Annotated in this window: 18 protein-coding genes; 14 read left to right on the top strand and 4 right to left on the bottom strand. The window is 67.4% G+C overall.

The annotated features are described in order from the left end of the window. The first annotated feature begins 187 nt into the window (after nt 1–187). Both trxB and N7590_RS10190 read left to right on the top strand, forming a co-directional pair. Complete coding sequence (trxB, locus tag N7590_RS10195) at nt 188–1,159, top strand: thioredoxin-disulfide reductase (protein ID WP_164240882.1); 972 nt, start codon at nt 188–190, stop codon at nt 1,157–1,159. Nucleotides 1,160–1,260: 101 nt separating this feature from the next. Next, on the top strand, nt 1,261–2,394 hold the full coding sequence (locus N7590_RS10190; protein ID WP_164240883.1) for a GNAT family N-acetyltransferase: 1,134 nt from the start codon (nt 1,261–1,263) through the stop codon (nt 2,392–2,394). A gap of 155 nt (nt 2,395–2,549) precedes the next feature. On the opposite strand, the gene N7590_RS10185 is transcribed toward N7590_RS10190, so the two are convergent. Next, entirely contained in the window at nt 2,550–3,818 is a 1,269-nt protein-coding gene (locus tag N7590_RS10185; protein WP_053511869.1) for a hypothetical protein, read from the bottom strand. Between the two features lie 73 nt (nt 3,819–3,891). Here N7590_RS10185 and aat point away from each other — a divergent pair, with 73 nt between their 5' ends. From aat to N7590_RS10170, 3 genes are all read left to right on the top strand, one after another. Next, the gene (aat, locus tag N7590_RS10180; RefSeq protein WP_053511870.1) at nt 3,892–4,632 is read left to right on the top strand and encodes a leucyl/phenylalanyl-tRNA--protein transferase; all 741 of its coding nucleotides are present in this window, start codon (nt 3,892–3,894) and stop codon (nt 4,630–4,632) included. A gap of 86 nt (nt 4,633–4,718) precedes the next feature. Then, nucleotides 4,719–4,937, top strand: a complete 219-nt coding sequence (infA, locus tag N7590_RS10175; RefSeq protein WP_005409596.1) for a translation initiation factor IF-1 — start codon at nt 4,719–4,721, stop codon at nt 4,935–4,937. 203 nt (nt 4,938–5,140) lie between these two features. Beyond that, nucleotides 5,141–5,521, top strand: a complete 381-nt coding sequence (locus N7590_RS10170; protein ID WP_164240885.1) for a hypothetical protein — start codon at nt 5,141–5,143, stop codon at nt 5,519–5,521. Nucleotides 5,522–5,593: 72 nt separating this feature from the next. Here N7590_RS10170 and clpA read toward each other — a convergent pair whose 3' ends face one another. After that, entirely contained in the window at nt 5,594–7,879 is a 2,286-nt protein-coding gene (gene clpA / locus N7590_RS10165; protein ID WP_053511872.1) for an ATP-dependent Clp protease ATP-binding subunit ClpA, read from the bottom strand. Nucleotides 7,880–8,017: 138 nt separating this feature from the next. Between clpA and N7590_RS10160 the strand changes: the two genes are divergently transcribed. Then, the gene (locus N7590_RS10160; RefSeq protein WP_053511873.1) at nt 8,018–8,830 is read left to right on the top strand and encodes an APH(6) family putative aminoglycoside O-phosphotransferase; all 813 of its coding nucleotides are present in this window, start codon (nt 8,018–8,020) and stop codon (nt 8,828–8,830) included. 194 nt (nt 8,831–9,024) lie between these two features. Here the strand turns inward: N7590_RS10160 and clpS are convergent, their stop codons facing one another. Next, nucleotides 9,025–9,351 carry an ATP-dependent Clp protease adapter ClpS gene (clpS, locus tag N7590_RS10155; RefSeq protein ID WP_006444529.1) on the bottom strand — a complete coding sequence of 109 codons (327 nt, stop codon included), beginning with the start codon at nt 9,349–9,351 and terminating at the stop codon, nt 9,025–9,027. A gap of 112 nt (nt 9,352–9,463) precedes the next feature. Here clpS and N7590_RS10150 point away from each other — a divergent pair, with 112 nt between their 5' ends. From N7590_RS10150 to N7590_RS10125, 6 genes are all read left to right on the top strand, one after another. Then, entirely contained in the window at nt 9,464–9,937 is a 474-nt protein-coding gene (locus N7590_RS10150) for a hypothetical protein (RefSeq protein ID WP_053512111.1), read from the top strand. A 1-nt stretch (nt 9,938) separates the two neighbouring features. Continuing rightward, a complete protein-coding gene (locus N7590_RS10145) occupies nt 9,939–10,400 on the top strand; it encodes an NUDIX hydrolase (RefSeq protein ID WP_053512110.1) in 462 nt (153 codons plus the stop codon). After that, entirely contained in the window at nt 10,397–11,539 is a 1,143-nt protein-coding gene (gene mnmA / locus N7590_RS10140; protein WP_164240886.1) for a tRNA 2-thiouridine(34) synthase MnmA, read from the top strand. Before N7590_RS10145 ends, mnmA begins: the two co-directional genes overlap by 4 nt. After that, nucleotides 11,536–12,150 (top strand): high frequency lysogenization protein HflD, encoded by a 615-nt coding sequence (hflD, locus tag N7590_RS10135; protein ID WP_053512108.1) that lies wholly within the window; start codon nt 11,536–11,538, stop codon nt 12,148–12,150. Before mnmA ends, hflD begins: the two co-directional genes overlap by 4 nt. Before the next feature lie 162 nt (nt 12,151–12,312). After that, nucleotides 12,313–13,503, top strand: a complete 1,191-nt coding sequence (locus tag N7590_RS10130) for a methyl-accepting chemotaxis protein (RefSeq protein WP_049446363.1) — start codon at nt 12,313–12,315, stop codon at nt 13,501–13,503. A gap of 98 nt (nt 13,504–13,601) precedes the next feature. Continuing rightward, nucleotides 13,602–13,817, top strand: a complete 216-nt coding sequence (locus N7590_RS10125) for a hypothetical protein (RefSeq protein WP_053449690.1) — start codon at nt 13,602–13,604, stop codon at nt 13,815–13,817. A gap of 312 nt (nt 13,818–14,129) precedes the next feature. Here N7590_RS10125 and N7590_RS10120 read toward each other — a convergent pair whose 3' ends face one another. Then, complete coding sequence (locus N7590_RS10120) at nt 14,130–16,889, bottom strand: EAL domain-containing protein (protein WP_053511947.1); 2,760 nt, start codon at nt 16,887–16,889, stop codon at nt 14,130–14,132. A 131-nt stretch (nt 16,890–17,020) separates the two neighbouring features. On the opposite strand from N7590_RS10120, the gene N7590_RS10115 reads away from it, so the two are divergent. Further along, nucleotides 17,021–19,123 (top strand): PAS domain-containing sensor histidine kinase, encoded by a 2,103-nt coding sequence (locus N7590_RS10115; RefSeq protein WP_164240887.1) that lies wholly within the window; start codon nt 17,021–17,023, stop codon nt 19,121–19,123. 4 nt (nt 19,124–19,127) lie between these two features. Beyond that, nucleotides 19,128–20,895 (top strand): EAL domain-containing protein (locus N7590_RS10110; RefSeq protein WP_279935441.1); only part of this gene is annotated, 1,768 nt, incomplete at its 3' end.

The raw sequence follows: 20,895 nt of genomic DNA, 5'->3' as shown, positions 1-20,895 counted from the left end.
GAGACGGCGTCAGTTTTCAGTTATGCGACGTTTCACGGGGCATCCGGGGCGCCGCAACCACCGCTGGATGACGGCGTTCTGTTCATCGGCTTGAATCGCCCTGCCCCAGCCGCCACTCTATGACCAGCCACGGATGCTGCGCAAACATCGCCAGCGCCTTGTCCCATCTACCTTTTCGCGAGTCTACATGAGCACCAGCCTGCCCTCCCGCCACCAGCGCCTCGTCATCCTCGGTTCCGGCCCGGCCGGCTGGACCGCCGCCGTCTACGCCGCCCGTGCCAACCTGAAGCCGGTCGTCATCACCGGCCTGCAGCAGGGCGGCCAGCTGATGACCACCACCGAGGTGGACAACTGGCCGGGTGACGCCCACGGCCTGATGGGCCCGGACCTGATGGCACGCATGCAGGCCCATGCCGAGCGCTTCGAGACCGAGGTCATCTTCGACCACATCCATACCGCCGACGTGTCGCAGCGCCCGTTCAAGCTGATCGGCGACAGCCACGAGTACACCTGCGATGCCCTGATCATCGCCACCGGCGCCACCGCCAAGTACCTGGGCATCCCGACCGAGGACGAATTCAAGGGCCGCGGCGTGTCCGCCTGCGCCACCTGTGACGGTTTCTTCTACCGCGACCAGGACGTGGTCGTGGTCGGCGGCGGCAATACCGCCGTGGAAGAGGCGCTGTACCTGTCCAACATCGCCCGCAAGGTCTACCTGGTCCACCGCCGCGACACCCTGAAGGCGGAAAAGATCATGCAGGACAAGCTGTTCAAGAAGGTGGCCGAGGGCAAGATCGAGACCGTCTGGCACCACCAGGTGGAGGAAGTGCTGGGCAACGATGCCGGCGTGACCGGCGTGCGCGTGAAGTCCACCCTGGACGGCAGCACCCGCGACATCGACGCCCACGGCTTCTTCGTGGCCATCGGCCACCATCCGAACACCACCCTGTTCGACGGCCAGCTGGCGATGAACAACGGCTACCTGGAAATCCGTTCGGGCCTGGGCGGCAACGCCACCCAGACCTCGGTGGAAGGCGTGTTCGCGGCCGGCGACGTGGCCGACCAGCACTACCGCCAGGCAATCACTTCGGCCGGCTTCGGCTGCATGGCCGCACTGGATGCCGAGCGCTACCTGGACACACAGGGCAAGGCCAGCTGAGGGGCGAACCCGCTTCTGTAGCGTCGAGCCAGGCTCGACTCAGGCAAAAGGCCGACGCCAGTGCGTCGGCCTTTCTGTTTCATCTGCCCTATCCTTCCCTCATGCCTTCCCCCCGCTTCCTCGATTCCCTGCAGTCCGTTTCCGCAACCGACTGGGATGCCCTGCACGAAGGCCACAACCCCTTCGTCAGCCACGCGTTCCTGTCCGGACTGGAAGAACACGGCTGCCTGCGCGAGGACTGGGGCTGGCAGCCGCAGCACTTCACCCTGTGGGAAGGCGACACCCTGGTCGGCGCCATTCCGGGCTACCTGAAGACCAACTCGCACGGTGAATTCGTGTTCGACCACGCCTGGGCCAACGCCTATGCCCGGCATGGTCGCGACTACTACCCGAAGTGGCTGGGTGCGGTGCCGTACTCGCCGGTCACCGGGCCGCGGCTGTTGGCCTGTCACGATTCAGGCCGCGCCGCGCTGCTGTTGGCGTTGCGCGAGGCACTGCCCGCGCTGGACGTATCGTCGGCCCACATCAACTTTCACAGCGCTGGCGACGAGGCATTGTTCGGCGACGACTGGCTGCTGCGCGAAGACGTGCAGTTCCAGTGGCATAACCCGGGTGACTGGTCGACATTCGACCAGTTCCTCGGCGCGATGGACCACAAGCACCGCAAGAACATCCGCCAGGAGCGCGCCAAGGTCGCCCGCCAGGGCATCACCTTCCGCGTGGTGCACGGCGACGAGGCCAGCCGCGCCGATCTGCAGTCGATGTACCGCTTCTACCTGCAGACCTTCATGGAGTACGGAAATGCGCCGGCACTGACGGAAGCCTTCCTGCGCCATCTGGCCATTACGCTTGGCCGCGGGCTGGTGTTGTTCCTGGCCGAGCAGGACGGCGAACCGATTGCCGGCGCACTGTGCCTGCGCGGGGGTGACACGCTCTTTGGCCGCTACTGGGGTGGCGCCACCCTGCCCGGCCTGCACTTCGAGGCCTGCTACTACCAAGGCATCGAGTATTGCCTGCGCGAGGGGCTGGCGCGTTTCGAGCCCGGCGCACAGGGCGAGCACAAACTGGCGCGGGGCTTCCTGCCGACGCGGGTGCGCAGCCGGCACTGGGTGGCCGATGCGGAGTTCGCCAATGCGCTGCAGGACTGGTGCCGACAGGAGCGTCGCGATGTGCGGCGTTACCAGCAGGAACTGCAGGGGCATGGGCCGTTCCGCGAGCGTGCCAACCAAGGTTGACACCCACCAGAGCAATAGCGACAGCCGCACGCATCCGTAGAGTCGAGCTTGCTCGACTTGGGCGATGCCGAAAAGCGTGCCAACCAAGGTTGGCACCTACCAGATCAATAGGCCTACGGTTGCCACCCGCCAAAGCGCTGGCGGGAATGCTGCGCTCAGGTGCACTGCCAGAAGTGCCCGCTCACCCGGCACTTCGCGCACCAGAACGTGTAGAGCATGCCACCGCTGCCCCACAGCAGCGTGCTCTCACCCGTGGTCGGCAATGTCGAATCCAGCTGCATCACGAACGGCATGTCCTGGCCACAATCGATGCACGCCGGGTACCAGGCACTCTGCACCCAGCTGGGCGCGCCACCCACGCGCGAGAGATTCTGCCGATGATTGGACTGGCCCCAGTCCTGCTGCTGCCAGCGCGCGCTGTCCAGGAGTGCCAGTCCCACATCGGCCGGCATCAGATCGCCGCTGTCGGTGGGCGTGTTCGGCACGTCGCGGTGCTGGCGGGGATGGCAGCTGGGCCAGCCCGCGCCATCGTGGCGATAGAAGCGCACCGGCGGCTCCTCCCAGCCACAGCAGTCCAGGCAGACGCCCAGTGTGATCTCCCCTTCCGCGTCCGGCTGCAGCACGGCGGCGTCGGTCTGCAGCAGGCGCTGCAGTGGTGCATGGCAGCTCCCGCACAGCGCCTCCAGCCGCCCACCCATATGACCGGCGTGATGAACCTGCCCGCCGCTCCAGGTGGGGTGCAGGCGCCAGATGCGCTTGCGCCAGCCCGGCTCGTCGGCCAGCTGGGCGCGATGCTGCGCACCGCCGAAACGGATGTGCAGCGGCCGCTCTCCATGCAGGCGCCGCGGATGCGGCCCGTCGGCAACGCCGGCCCAATGTGCCCAGGCCTCGGCGTCCAGCTGCCCCCAGCCGGCCAGATAGCCGCGCGCAGCGGCATAGGTCGCGGGCTGCGCAGCCAACAACAGCGCCCGCGCCCGCGGCATTTCGCGATCATCATCGGCCTCGGCCAGGACCTGCGCCCAGCCCGCAGCCACCGCGGGCGGCAGCGCCCGCCACAGCTGCGAGGCCAGTTGCACCTCATCTTCGATGGTCAAGGCCAGCAGCGCATCCCAATCGTCCTGCAGCACCCTCGGCGCTTGGTAGCTGGCAAACTCGATCACGTTGGCCAGCAGTTCGCCGCGCTCGCCGTCGCGATAGCGCCGCCAGGCGTCGACGGCAACCGCGGGCACCACCTCATCCGGCATCAGGTCCAGTGCCATGTCGAGGAAGGCCGAGCCCGGCGAGCGCCGCGCCAGGGCCTGCAGCATCAGCTCGCCCAGCTGGCGCGGCTGCTCAGCAGCCAGCGACAGCAGCATGCCCAGGCTGTCGTTGCGTGTGCGCGGGCTGTCGTGCACATCGAGAACGGCGCTGATCGGGTCGCTCATGCATAGGCTCCTTGCCGCGGGAAGATGATGGTGCCAGACATCGCGCATGCCTACCGCGAATACAATTGCCTGCATGACCCGCCAGCTGCCCTGGCGCCTGGCCGATGCGCCGGACGCCCCCTTCCCGCCGGCCGAGACCGCGCTGCGCCAGCCCGATGGCCTGCTCGCGGTAGGCGGCGACCTGCACCCGGTACGACTGCTGAACGCCTATGCCGGCGGCATCTTTCCATGGTTCAGCGAGGGCGAGCCGATCCTGTGGTGGTCGCCGGACCCGCGCATGGTGTTTCGCACCGAGGGTGTGCACCTGTCCAGCCGCTTCCGTCGCCAGCTGCGCGGCAGCACGTGGGAAGTCACCGCCGACACGGCCTTCAGCCGGGTGATGCAGGACTGTGCCGCCGCGCCCCGCCCGGGCCAGGATGGCACCTGGATCAGCCCGGCGATGATCGAGGCCTACAGCCAGCTGCACGACCTCGGTTTCGCCCACTCCTTCGAGGTCTGGGACCGGCAGACCCTGGTCGGGGGTATCTACGGGGTGGCGATCGGGTCGATGTTTTTCGGCGAGAGCATGTTCAGCGGCGCCAGCGGCGGCTCCAAGATCGCACTGGCGGCGCTGGCGGCCACCCTGCGCGGCTGGGGCTGGGCGCTGATCGATGCGCAGGTGGAGAATCCGCATCTGCTGCGGATGGGGGCCGAGCACCTGCCGCGCGCCGAATTCCTGGCGCATGTGCGACAGGCCGTGCGCGGCAACGGGCGCGAAGGCCCGTGGACCAGGGCGGTCGGACGGCTGCCGGCACGGGATTTGGCCGGGGGTTAACACAAACTTTGCAAGCTGGCCCGGTCACGCGTAAAATACCGCGCCTTAGGCCCAGCGTGGCCGTTTTCTGAACCGCACAGGACTACATGTCGAAAGACGATTCCATCGAGTTCGAGGGCACCGTCAGCGAGACGCTGCCGAACACCACTTTCCGCGTTCGTCTGGAAAATGGGCACGAAATCATTGCCCACATTTCCGGCCGCATGCGCAAGAACTACATCCGCATCCTTACCGGTGACCGGGTCAAGGTTGAAATGACCCCCTACGACCTGACCAAGGGTCGTATCACCTACCGCATGAAGTAAGCGGTCGGCGCCTGGCGCCACTCCGACAAGGCCAGCCCTGGTTGCTGGCCTTTTGTCATGCCTGCAATCCGGCCCTGCCGAAGGTCATCGTGACCGAACTCACCGTGACGTCGGTCAGCCCCGCTTGCGGCAGATTCGCATGTGCAACGGCGACGGCAATCTGCAATCCGGTCCAGTCCGGATCGCTACCCCCTCGCACCGCCATGAAGATGCCCTCCCTGCTCACCGCCCTCGCCCTGGCCGTGACCGGCCTGCTGGCGCCGACCGCCCAGGCCGCCGACACCACCCCCACCCAATGCGTACCGCTGGCCGGCGAGCAGCAGATCGTGCGCGCCGGCGCAGACAAGAACGTGTTGCTGCGCACCGGCGACGACCACTACATCGTGCACTTCCGCAGCAGCTGTCCTTCGGCCGTGCTGGCCACCCGCCTCGGCTTCAGGACCGACGGCAGGAAGGAGGCGGATCAGTTGTGCGGTGAAGGCCGCAGCCAGCTCGACACCGGCAATGCCACCTGCGACGTGTCGCGCATCGAACCGATCGATGCCGTGCAGTTCAAGCGCGAAGTGCGCCGTCGCAGCCGCTGACCGCAGGCACGACAAGGGCGGCCGAAGCCGCCCTTGCCCCTGCTTGTTGCCGGGTTGCGCCCGGCGCCGGCTTTACTCCACCGTCACCGGCAACAGACGCTCCGGTTCGGCCTGGGTTTCGACCACCAGCTCGTCGTCACGGACGTCGATGCTGACCTTGCCACCGTTCACCAGCTTGCCGAACAGCAGTTCGTCGGCCAGCGGACGCTTGATCTTGTCCTGGATCACGCGGGCCATCGGACGGGCACCCATCAGCGGGTCGAAGCCGTGGTGGGCCAGCCAGTCGCGCGCGGTCGGGGTAGCCGACAGGCTGACGTGCTTGTCCTGCAGCAACATCTCCAGCTCGATCAGGAACTTGTCGACCACGCGCAGGATGTGCTCGAAGCCCAGTGCCTGGAACTGCACTACCGCGTCGAGGCGGTTGCGGAATTCCGGGGTGAAGGCGCGGCGAATGGTCTCCATCGCGTCGGTGGCATGGTCCTGCTTGGTGAAACCGATCGAACGCCGCGAGGCCTGCGCCGCGCCGGCATTGGTGGTCATCACCAGCACCACGTTCTTGAAGTTGGCCTCGCGACCGTTGGTATCGGTCAGCACGCCGCGGTCCATCACCTGCAGCAGGATGTTGAAGATGTCCGGGTGCGCCTTCTCGATTTCGTCCAGCAGCAGCACGCAGTGCGGCGTCTTGACGATCTTTTCGGTCAGCAGGCCACCCTGGTCGAAGCCGACGTAGCCCGGGGGCGCACCGATCAGGCGGCTGATCGAATGCGGCTCCATGTACTCGGACATGTCGAAGCGGACCAGCTCGATGCCCAGCTGCAGCGCCAGCTGCTTGGTCACCTCGGTCTTGCCGACACCGGTCGGGCCGGCGAACAGGAAGTTGCCGATCGGCTTTTCCGGGTTGCCCAGGCCCGAGCGGGCCAGCTTGATCGCCGAAGACAGCGTCTCGATGGCCGGATCCTGACCGAAGATCACCATCTTCAGGTTGCGCTCCAGGTGCTGCAGCACATCCTTGTCGGTGGCACTGACCTGCTTGGTCGGGATGCGCGCCATCTTGGCGACGATCGCCTCGACTTCCTCGACGTCGATCAGCTCCTTGCGCTCGCCTTCCGGCAGCAGGCGCTGGCGGGCGCCGGCCTCGTCGATCACGTCGATGGCCTTGTCAGGCAGCAGGCGGTCGCCGATGTGCTTCACCGACAGGTCCACGGCAGCCTGCAATGCCTCGTCGGAATAGGTCACGCCGTGGTGCAGCTCGTACTTGGACTTCAGCCCCTGCAGGATCTCGTAGGTCTCGCCGACGGTCGGCTCGACGATATCGATCTTCTGGAAGCGCCGGGCCAGCGCCCGATCCTTCTCGAAGATGCCACGGTACTCCTGGAAGGTGGTCGAGCCGATGCAGCGCAGCTCACCCGAGGCCAGCGCCGGCTTGATCAGGTTGGACGCATCCATGGTGCCGCCCGAGGCCGAACCGGCACCGATGATGGTGTGGATCTCGTCGATGAACAGCACCGCATTGGGCACCTTCTTCAGCGCGGTCAGCACGCTCTTCAGGCGCTTTTCGAAGTCGCCCCGGTACTTGGTGCCGGCCACCAGCGCGCCCAGGTCGAGCGAGTAGATCACGGCATCGGCCAGCACGTCGGGCACCGAACCCTCGACGATGCGGCGGGCCAGGCCCTCGGCAATCGCGGTCTTGCCCACGCCGGCCTCACCCACGTACAGCGGATTGTTCTTGCGGCGGCGGCACAGCACCTGGATGGTGCGCTCGATCTCGTCGGCACGGCCGACCAGCGGGTCGATGCGACCGGCCCGGGCCTGTTCGTTGAGGTTGCTGGCGAATTCGGTCAGGGCGTCGCCCTTCGGCTCGCCGTCCCCGCCCTCGATGCGGCCCTCGCCCTCGGAGGACGAGGACGGCTGCTCGCCCTCCTCACCCAGCTTGGCGATGCCGTGGGACAGGTAATTGACCACGTCCAGCCGGGTAACGTCCTGCTGGTTGAGGTAATAGACGGCGTGGGAGTCCTTTTCGCCGAAGATGGCGACCAGCACGTTGGCGCCGGTGACCTCCTTCTTGCCCGAGGACTGCACGTGGTACACGGCCCGCTGCAGCACGCGCTGGAAGCCGAGGGTCGGCTGGGTGTCGCGGCCGTCATCTTCGGCCAGGCGCGACACAGAGGCCTCGATGGCCTGCTCCAGTTCCTGGCGCAGGCGTTCGGCGTCGGCCCCACAGGCCTTCAGAACGGCCTGGGCGGACGGGTTGTCGAGCAGTGCCAACAGCAGGTGTTCGACCGTCATGAACTCATGCCGGGCCTCACGGGCGCGCTTGTAGCACTGGCCGATGGTGTGTTCGAGGTCTTTGCTGAACATGGATTACTCCGGCGGCAGATGGGGACAATATGCGGCCTGACTACGCGTTTTCCATCACCCTAGCGGATTGCTGCGTTCAGATGGCGTTAGCAGTAGAGATTGCTTGATCTTCATTCACTCCAGGACAGCCCGCCCAGCATGAGCGAACCCTACCTGAGCCGCTGGCGATTGCGGCGTGATGGCGCATCCATCAAAACGCCCCATGCCCTGCTCTGGCCGGTACTGACCGCCGCCGGCGAGCCGGCGATGCTGAAGGTCAGCAGCGAAACCGAGGAGCAGAACAGCCATCGCCTGCTGCGCTGGTGGGACGGTGACGGCGCCGCCCGCCTGCTGGCCCACGACGGGCCGGCGATCCTGATCGAACGCGCACGCGGCGACTCGCTGCGGCAACGCTCGATCGACGGCAACGATGACGCCTGCACCACGATCCTGTGCCAGGTCCTGCAGCAGCTGCACCGGCCACGGAGCGCACCGCCAGCGGAACTGGTCTGCCTGCGTACATGGTTCGCCGACCTGCTGCAGCCAAGGGCTGCGCTACCGCCATTATTGGAACAGTGCAGGTCAATGGCGGAGGAGCTGCTGCAGGACGAACAGGAGATCCGGCCCCTGCACGGTGACCTGCACCACGACAACGTGCTGGATTTCGGCCCGCGCGGCTGGCTGGCGATCGACCCGAAGCGGCTGTTGGGCGACCGTGCCTTTGATTACACGACACTGTTCAGCAACCCGGACCTGTGCGGCCCGGGTATCCATGTGGCCACGCGCCCGGAGCGGTTTGCCGCCCGGCTGGAACAGGTGAGCACGCTGGCCGGCCTGGAACGGGCGCGCCTGCTGCGCTGGATCGCAGCCAGCGTGGGGCTGTCGGCGGTGTGGTTCCGCGATGACGGTGACCTCGCGGACGTGGACGGGGCAGTGGCGCGGATGGCGCTGGAGGCGCTGGCGGCGGGGTGATCCGCACTTGGCAGGTGCCCACCCGGGTGGGCACACCCCGTCCGGGATCGATACAGGCCTGTGCCCTGGCAGGTGCCCACCTTGGTGGGCACGCCCCGTCCGGGATCGATACAGGCCTGCGCCCTGGTAGGTGCCCACCTTGGTGGGCACAACGGGTCCGGAATCAATGTGCCCGGACGAGAATCAGCAGCCGGTCAGGCTTTTTCCATCGTGCACAGCAACGGATGCTGGTTCATCCGCGAGTACTCGTTGACCTGGGCGACCTTGGTCTCGGCCACTTCGCGGGTGAACACCCCGCATACACCACGGCCACGCGTATGCACGTGCAGCATCACCTGCGTGGCCTTGTCCAGGTCCATGCTGAAGAACTGCTGCAGCACGTCCACCACGAAATCCATCGGGGTGTAGTCGTCGTTGAGCAGCATCACCTGGTAGAACGGCGGCGGCGCCACTTCCGGGCGCGCGGGCTCCACGGCAACGCCGTGCTCGTGATGGGAATCGGGGGAAGACTCATGGGGCATCCATCCATTATAGAGGTTGCGCCCGGCCTGCGTCGGCCTGCCGCGGATTGGACGACACGGACGCCCACCGTCACAATTGCAGCTTCTTTCAAATCTGCTTCACAGGATCTTCATGAAAAGGACCCTTCTGCCTGCCCTGCTGATCGGCCTGGTCGCCGCCGGCTCTGCCGCCGCCGCGACCGAGGCCGACAAGGCCGTGGCCCGCCACCTGGACAAGCTGGGTTACACCTATGAGGTGGACGAGGACGGCGATTACCGCATGGTCTTCGACGTCGAGGGTGACCGCACGCAGATGGTCTATGTGCGTTCGTCGGTGGAAGATTTCGGTACCCACAACATCCGCGAGATCTGGTCGCCGGCCTACATCGCCAAGACCAAGCAGTTCCCGGTGGCCGTGGCCAACCGCCTGCTGGAGGATTCGCAGGATGCCAAGATGGGTGGCTGGGTGAAGCAGGACACCACCGCCATGTTCGTGGTGAAGATCGACGCCGATGCCAGCGCCGACCAGCTCAGCGACGCCATCGATGCGGCCATCCGCACCGCCGATGCGATGGAGCTGGAACTGACCAAGAAGGACGAATTCTGATGTGAACACCACGCCGGACCCGCGCTGGGCACCGCACGCCACCGTCGCCACCGTCGTGGTCGACGGCGGCCGCCTGCTGCTGGTCGAAGAGACCATCGAGGGCCGGCAGGTGCTGAACCAGCCGGCCGGCCACCTCGAGCCGGGCGAAAGCCTGGCCGAGGCGGCCCTGCGCGAGACCCGCGAGGAAACCGGCTGGACGGTGCAGCTGACCCACTTCATCGGCTGCTACCAGTGGACCGCCGGCGACGGCACCACCTTCCTGCGCTTCTGCTATGCGGCACGCCCGCTCTCACATGACCCGGTGCAGCCGCTGGACACCGGCATCGACCGCGCGCTGTGGCTGACCCCGGCCGAGCTGCAGTCCGCTGGCGAACGCCTGCGCAGCCCGCTGGTCTGGCAGGTGGTGGCTGATTTCCTGGGTGGCCAGCGCCATCCCCTTTCGCTGGTCAGGGAGGTCGCATGAGCACTCCGCGGGTGATGGTGGGCGTCTCCGGTGGCGTCGATTCCTCGGTTGCCGCCTGGCGCCTGGTACAGCAGGGCGAAGCCGTAGCCGGCCTGTTCATGCAGAACTGGGCCGATGACGGCAGTGGCGACTGCCGCGCCGAAGATGACCGCCGCGATGCGGTGGCGGTCTGCGGCCTGCTCGGCATTCCGTTCCACTTCCGCGATTTCTCCAGCGAGTACTGGCAGGGCGTGTTCGAGCACTTCCTGGCCGAGTACGCTGCCGGCCGCACACCAAACCCGGATGTGCTGTGCAACCGCGAGGTGAAGTTCAAGCACTTCCTGGACGCGGCCCGCGAACTGGGTGCCGAGCGCATCGCCACCGGCCACTACGCGCGGGTGACCCAGCGCGGCGGCCAGTGGCTGCTACTGCGCGGCGCCGACCGCTCCAAGGACCAGAGCTACTTCCTGCACCAGCTCGGCCAGCAGCAGCTGGCGGCGACGCTGTTCCCGATCGGCGATCTTGAAAAGAGCGACCTGCGCCGGATCGCGCGCGACGTCGGCCTGCCGACCCACGCCAAGAAGGACTCCACCGGCATCTGCTTCATCGGCGAGCGCGACTTCCGCGAGTTCCTTGGCCGTTACCTGCCGGCCAAGCCGGGCCAGATCCTCGACCCGGCCGACGGCAGCGTGATCGCCGAGCATCCGGGCGTGTTCTATTTCACCCTGGGCCAGCGCGAAGGCCTGAACATCGGCGGCGTACGCGGCCGTCCGGCCGCGCCGTGGTACGTGGTCGGCAAGGACGTGGCCAGCAACGTGCTGTACGTGGACCAGGACCGCGAAAGCCGCTGGATGTTGTCTGACCGCCTGCGCTCGGAGACCGCGCACTGGATTGCCGGCTCGCCGCCGGCGCGGCGCTTCGAATGCGCCGCACAGACCCGCTACCGCCAACCCGACGAGCCGTGTACGGTCGAAGTGCTGGACGATGGCAGCGTGCTGGTCAGCTTCGCCCGCCCGCAACGCGCCGTCACCCCCGGCCAGTCGCTGGTGCTGTATGACGGTGATGTGTGCCTGGGTGGCGCGGTGATCGCCGCCACCGATGCGCCGCTGGAACAGCGCCTGCGCACCACCCCTTCTCCTTTTGAGGTAATCGCTGCATGAGTTTCACCGTCGACGACCGCGTCCTGGCCTTGGCCGGCATTGCCCAGGCCCTGCAGCAGGTACGCCGCATCGCCGATACCGGCCATTCCGACGCCGCTGCCGTGCGCACTGCCGTGGACAGCGTGTTCCGCGTCGACGCGTCCTCGCCGCAGGAGGTGTTCGGTGACCGCGACGCGCTGAAGGCGGGCCTGCGCCTGCTGCACAACTACTTCCGCAGCCAGGGCCAGGACCCGATCCTGCCCAAGCTGGCGCTGTCGGTGCTGCAGCTGGAGCGGCGCTTCGTGCAGGACGGGGCGACCGTGAACAAGGTCGCCTCGGGCATCGAGCGCGCCCAGCGACAGGCCAGCGAACTGGGTGACAGCGGCCACCCGGACGTGCTGGCCAACCTGGGCGGCCTGTATGCCGACACCATCAGCCACCTGAAACCGCGAGTGATGGTGCAGGGCAACCCGCACTACCTGGGCCAGGCCGGCGTGGTCGCCGAGATCCGCGCCCTGCTGCTGGCCGCGGTGCGCTCGGCGGTACTGTGGCGGCAGCTGGGCGGCAGCTACTGGGACTTCCTGTTCAGCCGCAAGGCGATGATCGAGGCCGTGGACCGTCAGCTGGCCTGATCTTCACCCACAATCGCCGGGCATCGCCCGGCGAGCGCACCACGCAACGACGCGCCAAGCGCCGGAAAACCGGCGCATTCAGAATGCACTTCAAGGCACATCGACGTTAAAGAGAAAGGGGGTACGGCCGATACATCCTCCGTGCACCTCCCGAGAACGTCCATGTACTCACGCATTTTCATCCGTCTGGCCGCCCCCCTGGCTCTGACCCTGCTGCTCCCCTTCGCCATCGGTTTCGAATGGCCGGCCGCCCTGCGCTGGGCGATCCTGACCACGATGACGCTGAGCTGGCTTGGCTTTGCGTGGTGGACCACCCGCGCCCAGGCGCACCGTTCCCCGGAACATGCCCGTGTGCTGCGTGAGCAGGACCAGCTGCTGACCGAACTGCGCAACTTCGTCGGCAACGAGATCGACGGTTCGCGCGGCGAAGTGGAACGTGCCCGTGACCTGATCCGCCAGGCCGTTTCCAGCCTGGGCGGCAGCTTCGATGCGATGAACCGCAAGTCGCGCCAGCAGAGCCAGGCCCTGTCGCGCATCGTTGACCGCGCCGGTGATGAAGGCAGCGCCGGTCTCGACGTTGCCCGCTTTGCCCAGCACGCCAGCCATCGCATGGAGCAGCTGGTGGAGGCGCTGGAGCAGGTCAGCGGCCAGAGCAGCACCACCGTGCAGCACATCGACCAGATGGCGCAGCACCTGGATGGCATCTTCGCGCTGCTGGAAGACGTCAAGTCGATTGCTGACCAGACCAACCTGCTGGCCCTGAACGCCGCCATTGAAGCCGCGCGTGCCGGTGAAGCCGGTCGTGGCTTCGCCGTGGTGGCCGACGAAGTGCGCAACCTGTCCGAGCGCTCGACCACGTTCAACGAGCAGATCCGCAAGTTGGCGCACAGCTCCAAGGACGCCATCGCCAAGGTGCGCGAGACGGTCTCGCACATGGCCTCGCGCGATATGGACCGCTCCCGTGAAGCGCGCCAGGAAGCGGCGGCCATGCTCGACAACGTCGCTCAGATCAACGCCTCGCTGGGCGACGGCATGCGCGAAGTCTCCGAGTGTGCCCGTTCGATCGATGGCAGCGTGGCCGAGGCCGTGCGCGCCCTGCAGTTCGAAGACATCGCCACCCAGGCGCTGGGCGGCGTGCACACCCACCTGGACCGGCTGACCGCGATCAACCGCGAAGCGGTGGCCCTGCAGGAGCTGCTGCACCGCAATGGCGGCGTGTTCGACGAAGAGATCGCCACCGCCCTGCAGCGCACTGGCAGCCGCCTGCGCGAACTGCGTAGCGAATGGGAGCGCCCGCCGCACAAGCCGGTTGCCCAGCAGAGCATGGGCGCCGGTACCGTCGAGCTGTTCTGATCCTGATGTCCGCTGCCGCCACCGGCAGCCCGAAAGGCCCCGGTTCGTCCGGGGCCTTTGCCTGTGACCCGCCGTTGGATGCATCCTGTACGCGCACCATGACCCTGATCCGCGCCCTGCCCTCCCTCACCGACACCGAGCGCCCGCGCAACGCGAGCGTGCGTGAGCAGCTGCAACAGCTGGAGGACGTCGCCCGCGAGGAGATACGCGAGCTTCAGCAACTGGCCGATGCGCGCCCTGCCCCGACCCGTGCGGACAACGAGCTGCTGGGCCTGGCGTGGGACCTGGGCCTGGATGGGGAAGCATTGAGATAGAGATCCACGCCATGCGTGGATGAACGCGGGCGCAGGCATCCGTGCCGACCAAGGTCGGCACCTATCAGAGCGGGATTCTGATGCGTGGATGATCGCGCGTGCAGGCATCCGTGCCGACCAAGGTCGGCACCCACCAGAGCGGGATTCTGATGTGTGGATGTTCGCGGGCGCAGGCATCCGTGCCGCCCAAGGTCGGCACCTATCAGAGCGGGATTCTGATGCGTGGATGATCGCGCGTGCAGGCGTCAGTGCCGACCAAGGTCGGCACCCACCAGAGAAGGTCGGCACCCACCAGAGCCGGTCCAGATACGGTCAGCGCACCAGCACCACTTCGCCGCTGGCGTCGGTGCGCATCGGTGACGGGTGCTGCTGGCGCAGCCACTGCGCCAGGTCACGCGGGCTGAGCGGGCGCGAGTACAGGTAGCCCTGGATCTCATCGCAGCCCTGGCGGCGCAGCATGTCTTCTTCCTGGTGCGTTTCCACGCCTTCGGCCACCACCTTCATGCCCAGCGCGTGGCCCAGATGCACGATGGCCTGGGTCACCTCGGCTGTACCCGAATCGTGCAGCATGCCCTGCACGAAACTTCGGTCGATCTTCAGGCGCCCCACCGGGAAACGGTTGAGGTAGTTGAGGTTGGAGAAGCCGGTGCCGAAGTCATCCACGGCCAGGGGCACGCCGTGCCGTTCCAGCACGTCGAAGCAGTGGCGCAGGATGTCGGTGTCACGGATCAGCGCCGACTCGGTCAGTTCCAGCTCCAGCCGCTGTGGCGGCCAGCCGTGCGCGTGGCAGATCTCGATCACACGCTCGGCGAAACCACGGTCACGCAGCTGCACCGCCGATACATTGACTGCGATGCGATCGAAACGCAGGCCAGCGTGGTCCCAGGCCGTCGCCTGCCGGCAGGCTTCGTTCAGCACCCAGTCGCCGATGCGCACGATCTCGCCGCACTTTTCGGCAATGGGAATGAACTCGGCCGGGCTGCAATAGCCGATGCCCGGACGATGCCAGCGCAGCAGCGCCTCGATCGCCGGCGGTTCGCCCTGGTGCGCGTGCAGCAGCGGCTGATAGGCCAGGCTGAACTCTTCGCGTTCGATGGCGCCGTGCAGCGCATGCTCCAGTTCAAGCTTGCGCTGGATCCGGGCCAGTGCGTCCTGGCTGTAGTACTGGTAGGTGTTGCGCCCGGCTTCCTTGGCCGCGTACATCGCAGCGTCGGCCGCGCGCAGCAGCGAATCGAAGTCGGTCTGTGCATCACCCAGCATCGCAATGCCGACGCTGGCACCCACCTTCAACGTGGTCTCGCCCCGGCGCAGCGGCTCGGCCAACGAGGCGATCAGCTTGCGTGCCACGTGGCCGGCGTCTTCCGGCTCGGCCAGGTCGCGCAGTACGACGATGAACTCATCGCCGCTGAAACGACCGAACAGATCGTTGTTGCGCAGGTTCTGGTGCAGCCGGGTTGCGGCCGCCTTCAGCAGCGCATCGCCGGTGGCGTGGCCGAAGCTGTCGTTGATGGTCTTGAAGCCGTCCAGGTCGATGAACAGCATTGCCAGCGAGGTGCCGCGGTCGCGCGCTTCCTCGATGGCTTCGGCGGTCTGCTCGCCGAGCAGCACACGGTTTGGAAGGCCGGTGAGCAGGTCGTAATGCGCCAGCAGCTCGATGCGCTCGTTGGCTTCGCGCTCGCGGGTGATGTCACGGAACAGCACCACGAAGCGCGGCGGCAGCCCATCACGGCGGTCCAGCTCGACCAGCACCTGCACCCATACCCGCAGGCCGGACTGGCGGTAGAAGCACAGGTCCAGCTGCTCGGGCAGCCCGCCATTGGCGATCCGCAACAACGCCGCTTCGAAGGCGCTGCGCGAATCCTCGGTGTACAGCGCCAGCGCCTGGTCGAGGGTGATCGGCTCCTTGCGCAGGCCGTGGATGCGGTAGCACTCCTCGGTCCACTGCATGTGCCGGGTCTGCACCTCGATCTCGCAGCCGCCGATGCGGCCCAGTGCGGAAACGCGGTTCAGCAGTTCGGTGCGCCAACGGATCAGCGCATCGGTCTGGTGCTGTTCGGTGATGTTCTGGACCTGGCCGAGCAGTCGCTTGGGCTGCCCCTCCATGCCCATCAGCGGCTGCATCCACAGCCGCAGGTGCTGCGAGGGCTCGTTGCCGCGGGTCAGCTCCAGCTCCAGGTTGGCGGCGCGACCATCGCGCCACAACCGCCGCCAGGCCGCGCGCAGCGCGCCGCGCGAGCGCGGGTGCAACTGCTTGAGCCAGCGCCGCTGGCCGGGCACGGCGCCCTGCTCCAGCGCCAGCAGCGAGCGCAGTTCCGGCGACCACCAGAAATGACCGGTGGTCGGATCAAACGACCAGCTGCCCATGCTGGCGATGCGCTGCGCCTCGCTCAGGTGCAGCTGCTGTTCCTGCAGCAGCGATTCCAGCTGCTTCTGCTGCTCGATATCGGTATGCGTGCCGACCATGCGCAGCGGCTGGCCATCGGCCGTACGCGCGACCACGCGCCCCCGGTCCAGGACCCAGCGCCACTGGCCATCGGCCTGGCGGAAGCGGAACTGCGCGCTGTACTGCTCGCTCTGCCCGCGCAGATGCTGGTCCAGTGCCGCACGCACCTGGCCGATGTCCTCGCTGTGGACGCGTGACAACATCTCGGTGGCGGTCTCATCGCCGAGCGCCGGGGTTCGCGCCACGCGGTCACTGGGAATATCCCAATCCCACAGGCTGTGGCCGGCACTGTCCAGCGCCAGCTCCCAGCGCCCGCCGCCATCGATCGGCGTTGGCTCGGGAACGCTCAGCGTGAACGCCAGCAGGTTGCCGGCGCCATCGTGCACGGCGCGCAGGTGGCCGTCGTAGTGACCGCGCGGGCCGCCGGGCAGCGTACAGGCCACGATGCCGCCATCGGCGGCCATCAGGCGCAGATCTTCCAGCATCGGCGCATAGGCGGCCACAGTGGCCGGCAGGCCATGCTCGCGCGCAGCCGGATTGGCCGCCAACGGGCGCCCCGTACGGTCGACGATGACCAGCGCCGACGCAAGCGGGTGCTGCAGCAGGCTGGCGATGATCCCTTGGTCCACGCGATCTTGCTCCGGATGACACGCCCGTCAGCGGGGCACGCAGTGGTTAACGGCGCCTGCGGCGGATAATTGAGTGGTCAGGGCACACCCGCGCGGTAAGATGGCCGGCGCCCCTTTCATCCCTCCCATCCATGCCCGCAGACCCTACCGGCAAGGCCCCTGTTTCCGACCCGCGGATGGCGCAGGCGCTGAGCCGCGACCGGCGGCGGGTGGTGCTGAGCTACCTGGTGATGGCGCTGGCCTGGATGATCGCGACCGACGGCGCGGTGCAGGCACTGGTGCCCGACCCGCAGCAGGCCGCGCTGTGGCAGGGCCTGAAGGGTGCATTCTTCGCCCTGGCCAGCGCCGGGCTGCTGTACCTGCTGTTGCGCCCGCTGGCCGAGCACGTGCTGCAGACCCATGCCCGGCAGCAGGCGTCGGAACTGCGGCTGCGGCAGATGTTCGAGGGCAATCCCGGCCCAATCCTGGTCTACGACCTGGATACGCTGGCCATCCTCGATGCCAACCCCGCCGCCTGCGCGACCTTCGGCTGGGAACGCGACGAATTGCTGGAGCAGACCATCGATGTGCTGTGGCCGCCAGGCCAGGACCAGGCCCTGCAGACCAAGCTGGAAGCAATCCGCGAGGCGCCGGAAGAATTGTGCATCCTGCGCACGCAGTTGCAGCTGCGTGACGGCAGTCAGCGCCAGATGGAACTGCGTTCCAATGCGATCAGCTACGACGGCCACAATGCCCGCCTGCTGATCGCCATCGACCGCACCGCCGAGGACCTGGCCCAGCTGCGCCGTGACCAGGCACTGGCGCGGGTGGAAGAGGCGCACGAGCTGGCCCGCATCGGCGCATGGGAGCTGGACCCGTCCACGGCCCTGGGCCGCTATTCCAACCAGGTCTATCGCCTGCTCGGCCGCCGCCCGCCCGAGGCGCGCCGCTGGCACCGTTTCGACGAACTGCTGGTGCCGGCCGACCCGGCCACCGCCACCCAGACCGAACAGCTGCTGTCCGAGCTGTGCTCCGGCGACCCGGTGCAGGTGGACGTGCTGCTGCCGCTGCTGTCGATGGACGGCCGTGCATTGATGGTGCACCTGCGCGCCGCCAGTGGCATTGATGAGTCCGGCCGCAGCCGCGTGCTGGGCACCCTGCAGGACGTGACCGAGCGCGAACAATCGCGGCGCCTGCTGCGCGAGCGCGAGGAACAGTTCCGCGAGCTGGTGCGGGTGCTGCCCGACGGCGTGGTGATTCTCTCCGACGAACACGTGCTGTATGCCAATGCGTGGGCTGCCAGCCTGTTCGGCTATGGCAGCCACACCCTGCTGGGCGAGCCGCTGTCGGCGCTGGTCGCTGCAGGTGACCTGGCGCGGGTGCGCAGCCAGCTGCGCGCCGGGCAGCCGCACCTGGGCCCCGGGCACAGCAGCGTGGTGGCGATGCAGCGCGCCGACGGCCGCAGCTTCCATGCCGGGCTGGCGGTGGGTGAAGTGCGCTATGGCGGCCGCGACTGCAAGCTGTTGATCGTGCGCGACCTCAGCGATTCCGAGCGCACCCGCAGCGCACTGGAAACCAGCAACCGCGAGCTGCAGGCGATGGCCGGCCGCCTGTTCTCGCTGCAGGAGGACGAGCGCCGCGCGATCTCGCGCGACCTGCACGACGACATCGGCCAGGCGATCACCGCGATCAAGCTGTCGGCCTATGCGGCGCAGGACGAAGATGACCCGCAGCGCCGCGCCGAGGACCTGGCGCAGATCGTCAGCCTGGCCGACACCACCGTGGCCAAGCTGCGCGATATCTCCACCCTGCTGCGCCCGCCGCAGCTGGACGCACTGGGGCTGGAGGCCGCGCTGAGCTGGCAGGCACGCGTGCTGTTCCGGTCCTCACCGGTGGAGCTGCTGGCCGAGATCGAGCCGCTGCCGCATCGCCCGGACAACAGCATCGAACAGGCCTGCTTCCGCATCGCGCAGGAGAGCCTGACCAACGTGCTGCGCCATGCGCGCGCCAGCCAGGTGCAGCTGCAGCTGCGTGACGTCGGGCAACGCGGGCTGCACCTGCAGATCCGCGATGACGGCGAAGGTTTCGACCCGGATGGACCGCGCGGGCTTGGCCTGATCGTGATGCGCGAGCGCGCGCAGAGTGTCGGTGGCCATGTACGGATCGAGTCCGCGCATGGCGAAGGCACCCTCGTCGACGTCCACCTCCCCTACCAGGCGGCCGGCATGGCCGCCGTCGAGTCACCGGAATACTGAGCCTATGTGGAATCCCAACCTGCCCCCGGTCAGCATCGACGATGCACCCGACCGCCTTGGCGCCGGCAATCCCGAGCTGCAGGCGATGGTCGCCGACGCGGCTTCGGGCGGTACCGCGCTGATGCTGATGCATGTGGACATCGACCACTTCGCCTCGGTGAACGAGAACATGAGCGCGGAAGTGGGCGACCAGGCCCTGGTGCTGGTGGCGCAGCGCCTGCAGTCCTACCTGCGCGGGCGTGGCAAGTTGTGGCGCCACGGCAGCGACGAATTCCTGATCGCGGTACCGCGCACCGCCGACGTGCCGCTACCGGAAGACTTCGCCGAGGAGATCCGGCAGCAGATGGAGCTGCCGCTGTCGGTGCTGCCGTACACGCTGTTCATGACCGGCAAGCTGGGCGTGAGCCTGTGCCCCGAACATGCCAGCAGCACTTCGCGCCTGCTTGACCACGCCGAAGACGCGCTGTACCAGGCCGCGCGCGAAGGCGGCAACGCGGTGCGCATCCACGCGGTGGATACCCCGCCCAGCGCGCACAGCGAGAGCATCATCGCGCGGCAGATCGTCGATGCGATTCCCAACGGCGAGCTGAAGCTGCGCTACCAGCCGCTGGTCAGCGCCCGCGACGGCCACGTGGTGGGCATGGAGGCGCTGCTGCGCTGGCAGTCGCCCACGCTGGGCATGCTGGTGCCCGAGCGCTTCATGCGTACCGCCGAGCGGCTGGGGATCATCGTGCAGATCGGCACGTGGGTGCTGGAAGGCGCATTGAAACAGGCACGCATGTGGCGCGACCAGGGCTTCGATGACTTCACCATCGCGGTGAACGTCTCCACCCTGCAGCTGCTGCGGCCGAACTTCTTCGCCGAGGTGATGTCGCTGATGCAGGCCGCCGGTGTTCCGGCGCACATGCTGACGCTGGAGATCAACGAAAGCGCACTGACCAACAACGTCAATTTCGTGCACGAGACGCTGGCCAACCTGCGCAATGAAGGCATCAGCCTGAGCCTGGACAACTTCGGCACCGGTGATTCCAGCCTGAGCGCGCTGGTGCGCTACCCGGTGGACAAGCTGAAGATCGACCGCAGCTTCATCAAGAGCGCGCCGGCCGGCAACCGCGAGGCCGCCATCGCCCGCGCGATCATCGCCATGGGCCACCAGCTGGGCATGACCGTGATCGCCAATGGCGTCGAGTCGCAGGCGCAGCTGGGCTTCCTGCGCCGCAACGACTGCGATGTGTTCCAGGGCTACCTGTTCGGCGAACCGATGTCGGCCGATGCCGCCGGCATGACCCTGCGCCGCCGTTACCTGCGCCCGGAGGCGTTCGCCGAGACCCGTCCCGACCGCACCCTGCTGCTGCTGGATGACGAGGAGAACGTGCTGCGCTCGCTGGTTCGGCTGTTCCGCCGCGACGGCTACCGCATCCTCGCCGCCGGCAACGTGCGCGATGCGTTCGACCTGCTGGCGATCAACGACGTGCAGGTGATCCTGTCCGACCAGCGCATGAGCGACATGAGCGGTACCGAATTCCTCGGCCGGGTGAAGATGCTGTACCCGGATACGATCCGCCTGGTGCTGTCCGGCTACACCGATCTGAACACGGTGACCGACGCGATCAACCGCGGCGCGATCTACCGTTTCCTGACCAAGCCATGGAACGACGACGAGTTGCGCAAGCACATCCACCAGGCATTCCGCACCTACGAGGAACAGCGGCGCAGCAACGCCGGGCCAGCGTCGGTTGAAACCGGCGAAGGTGGCGAGGATCGACCGCAGC

It is taken from the genome of Stenotrophomonas sp. GD04024 (assembly GCF_029837545.1).
GTDB lineage: Bacteria > Pseudomonadota > Gammaproteobacteria > Xanthomonadales > Xanthomonadaceae > Stenotrophomonas > Stenotrophomonas forensis.
This window is presented reverse-complemented; position numbering and strand designations above follow the sequence as displayed.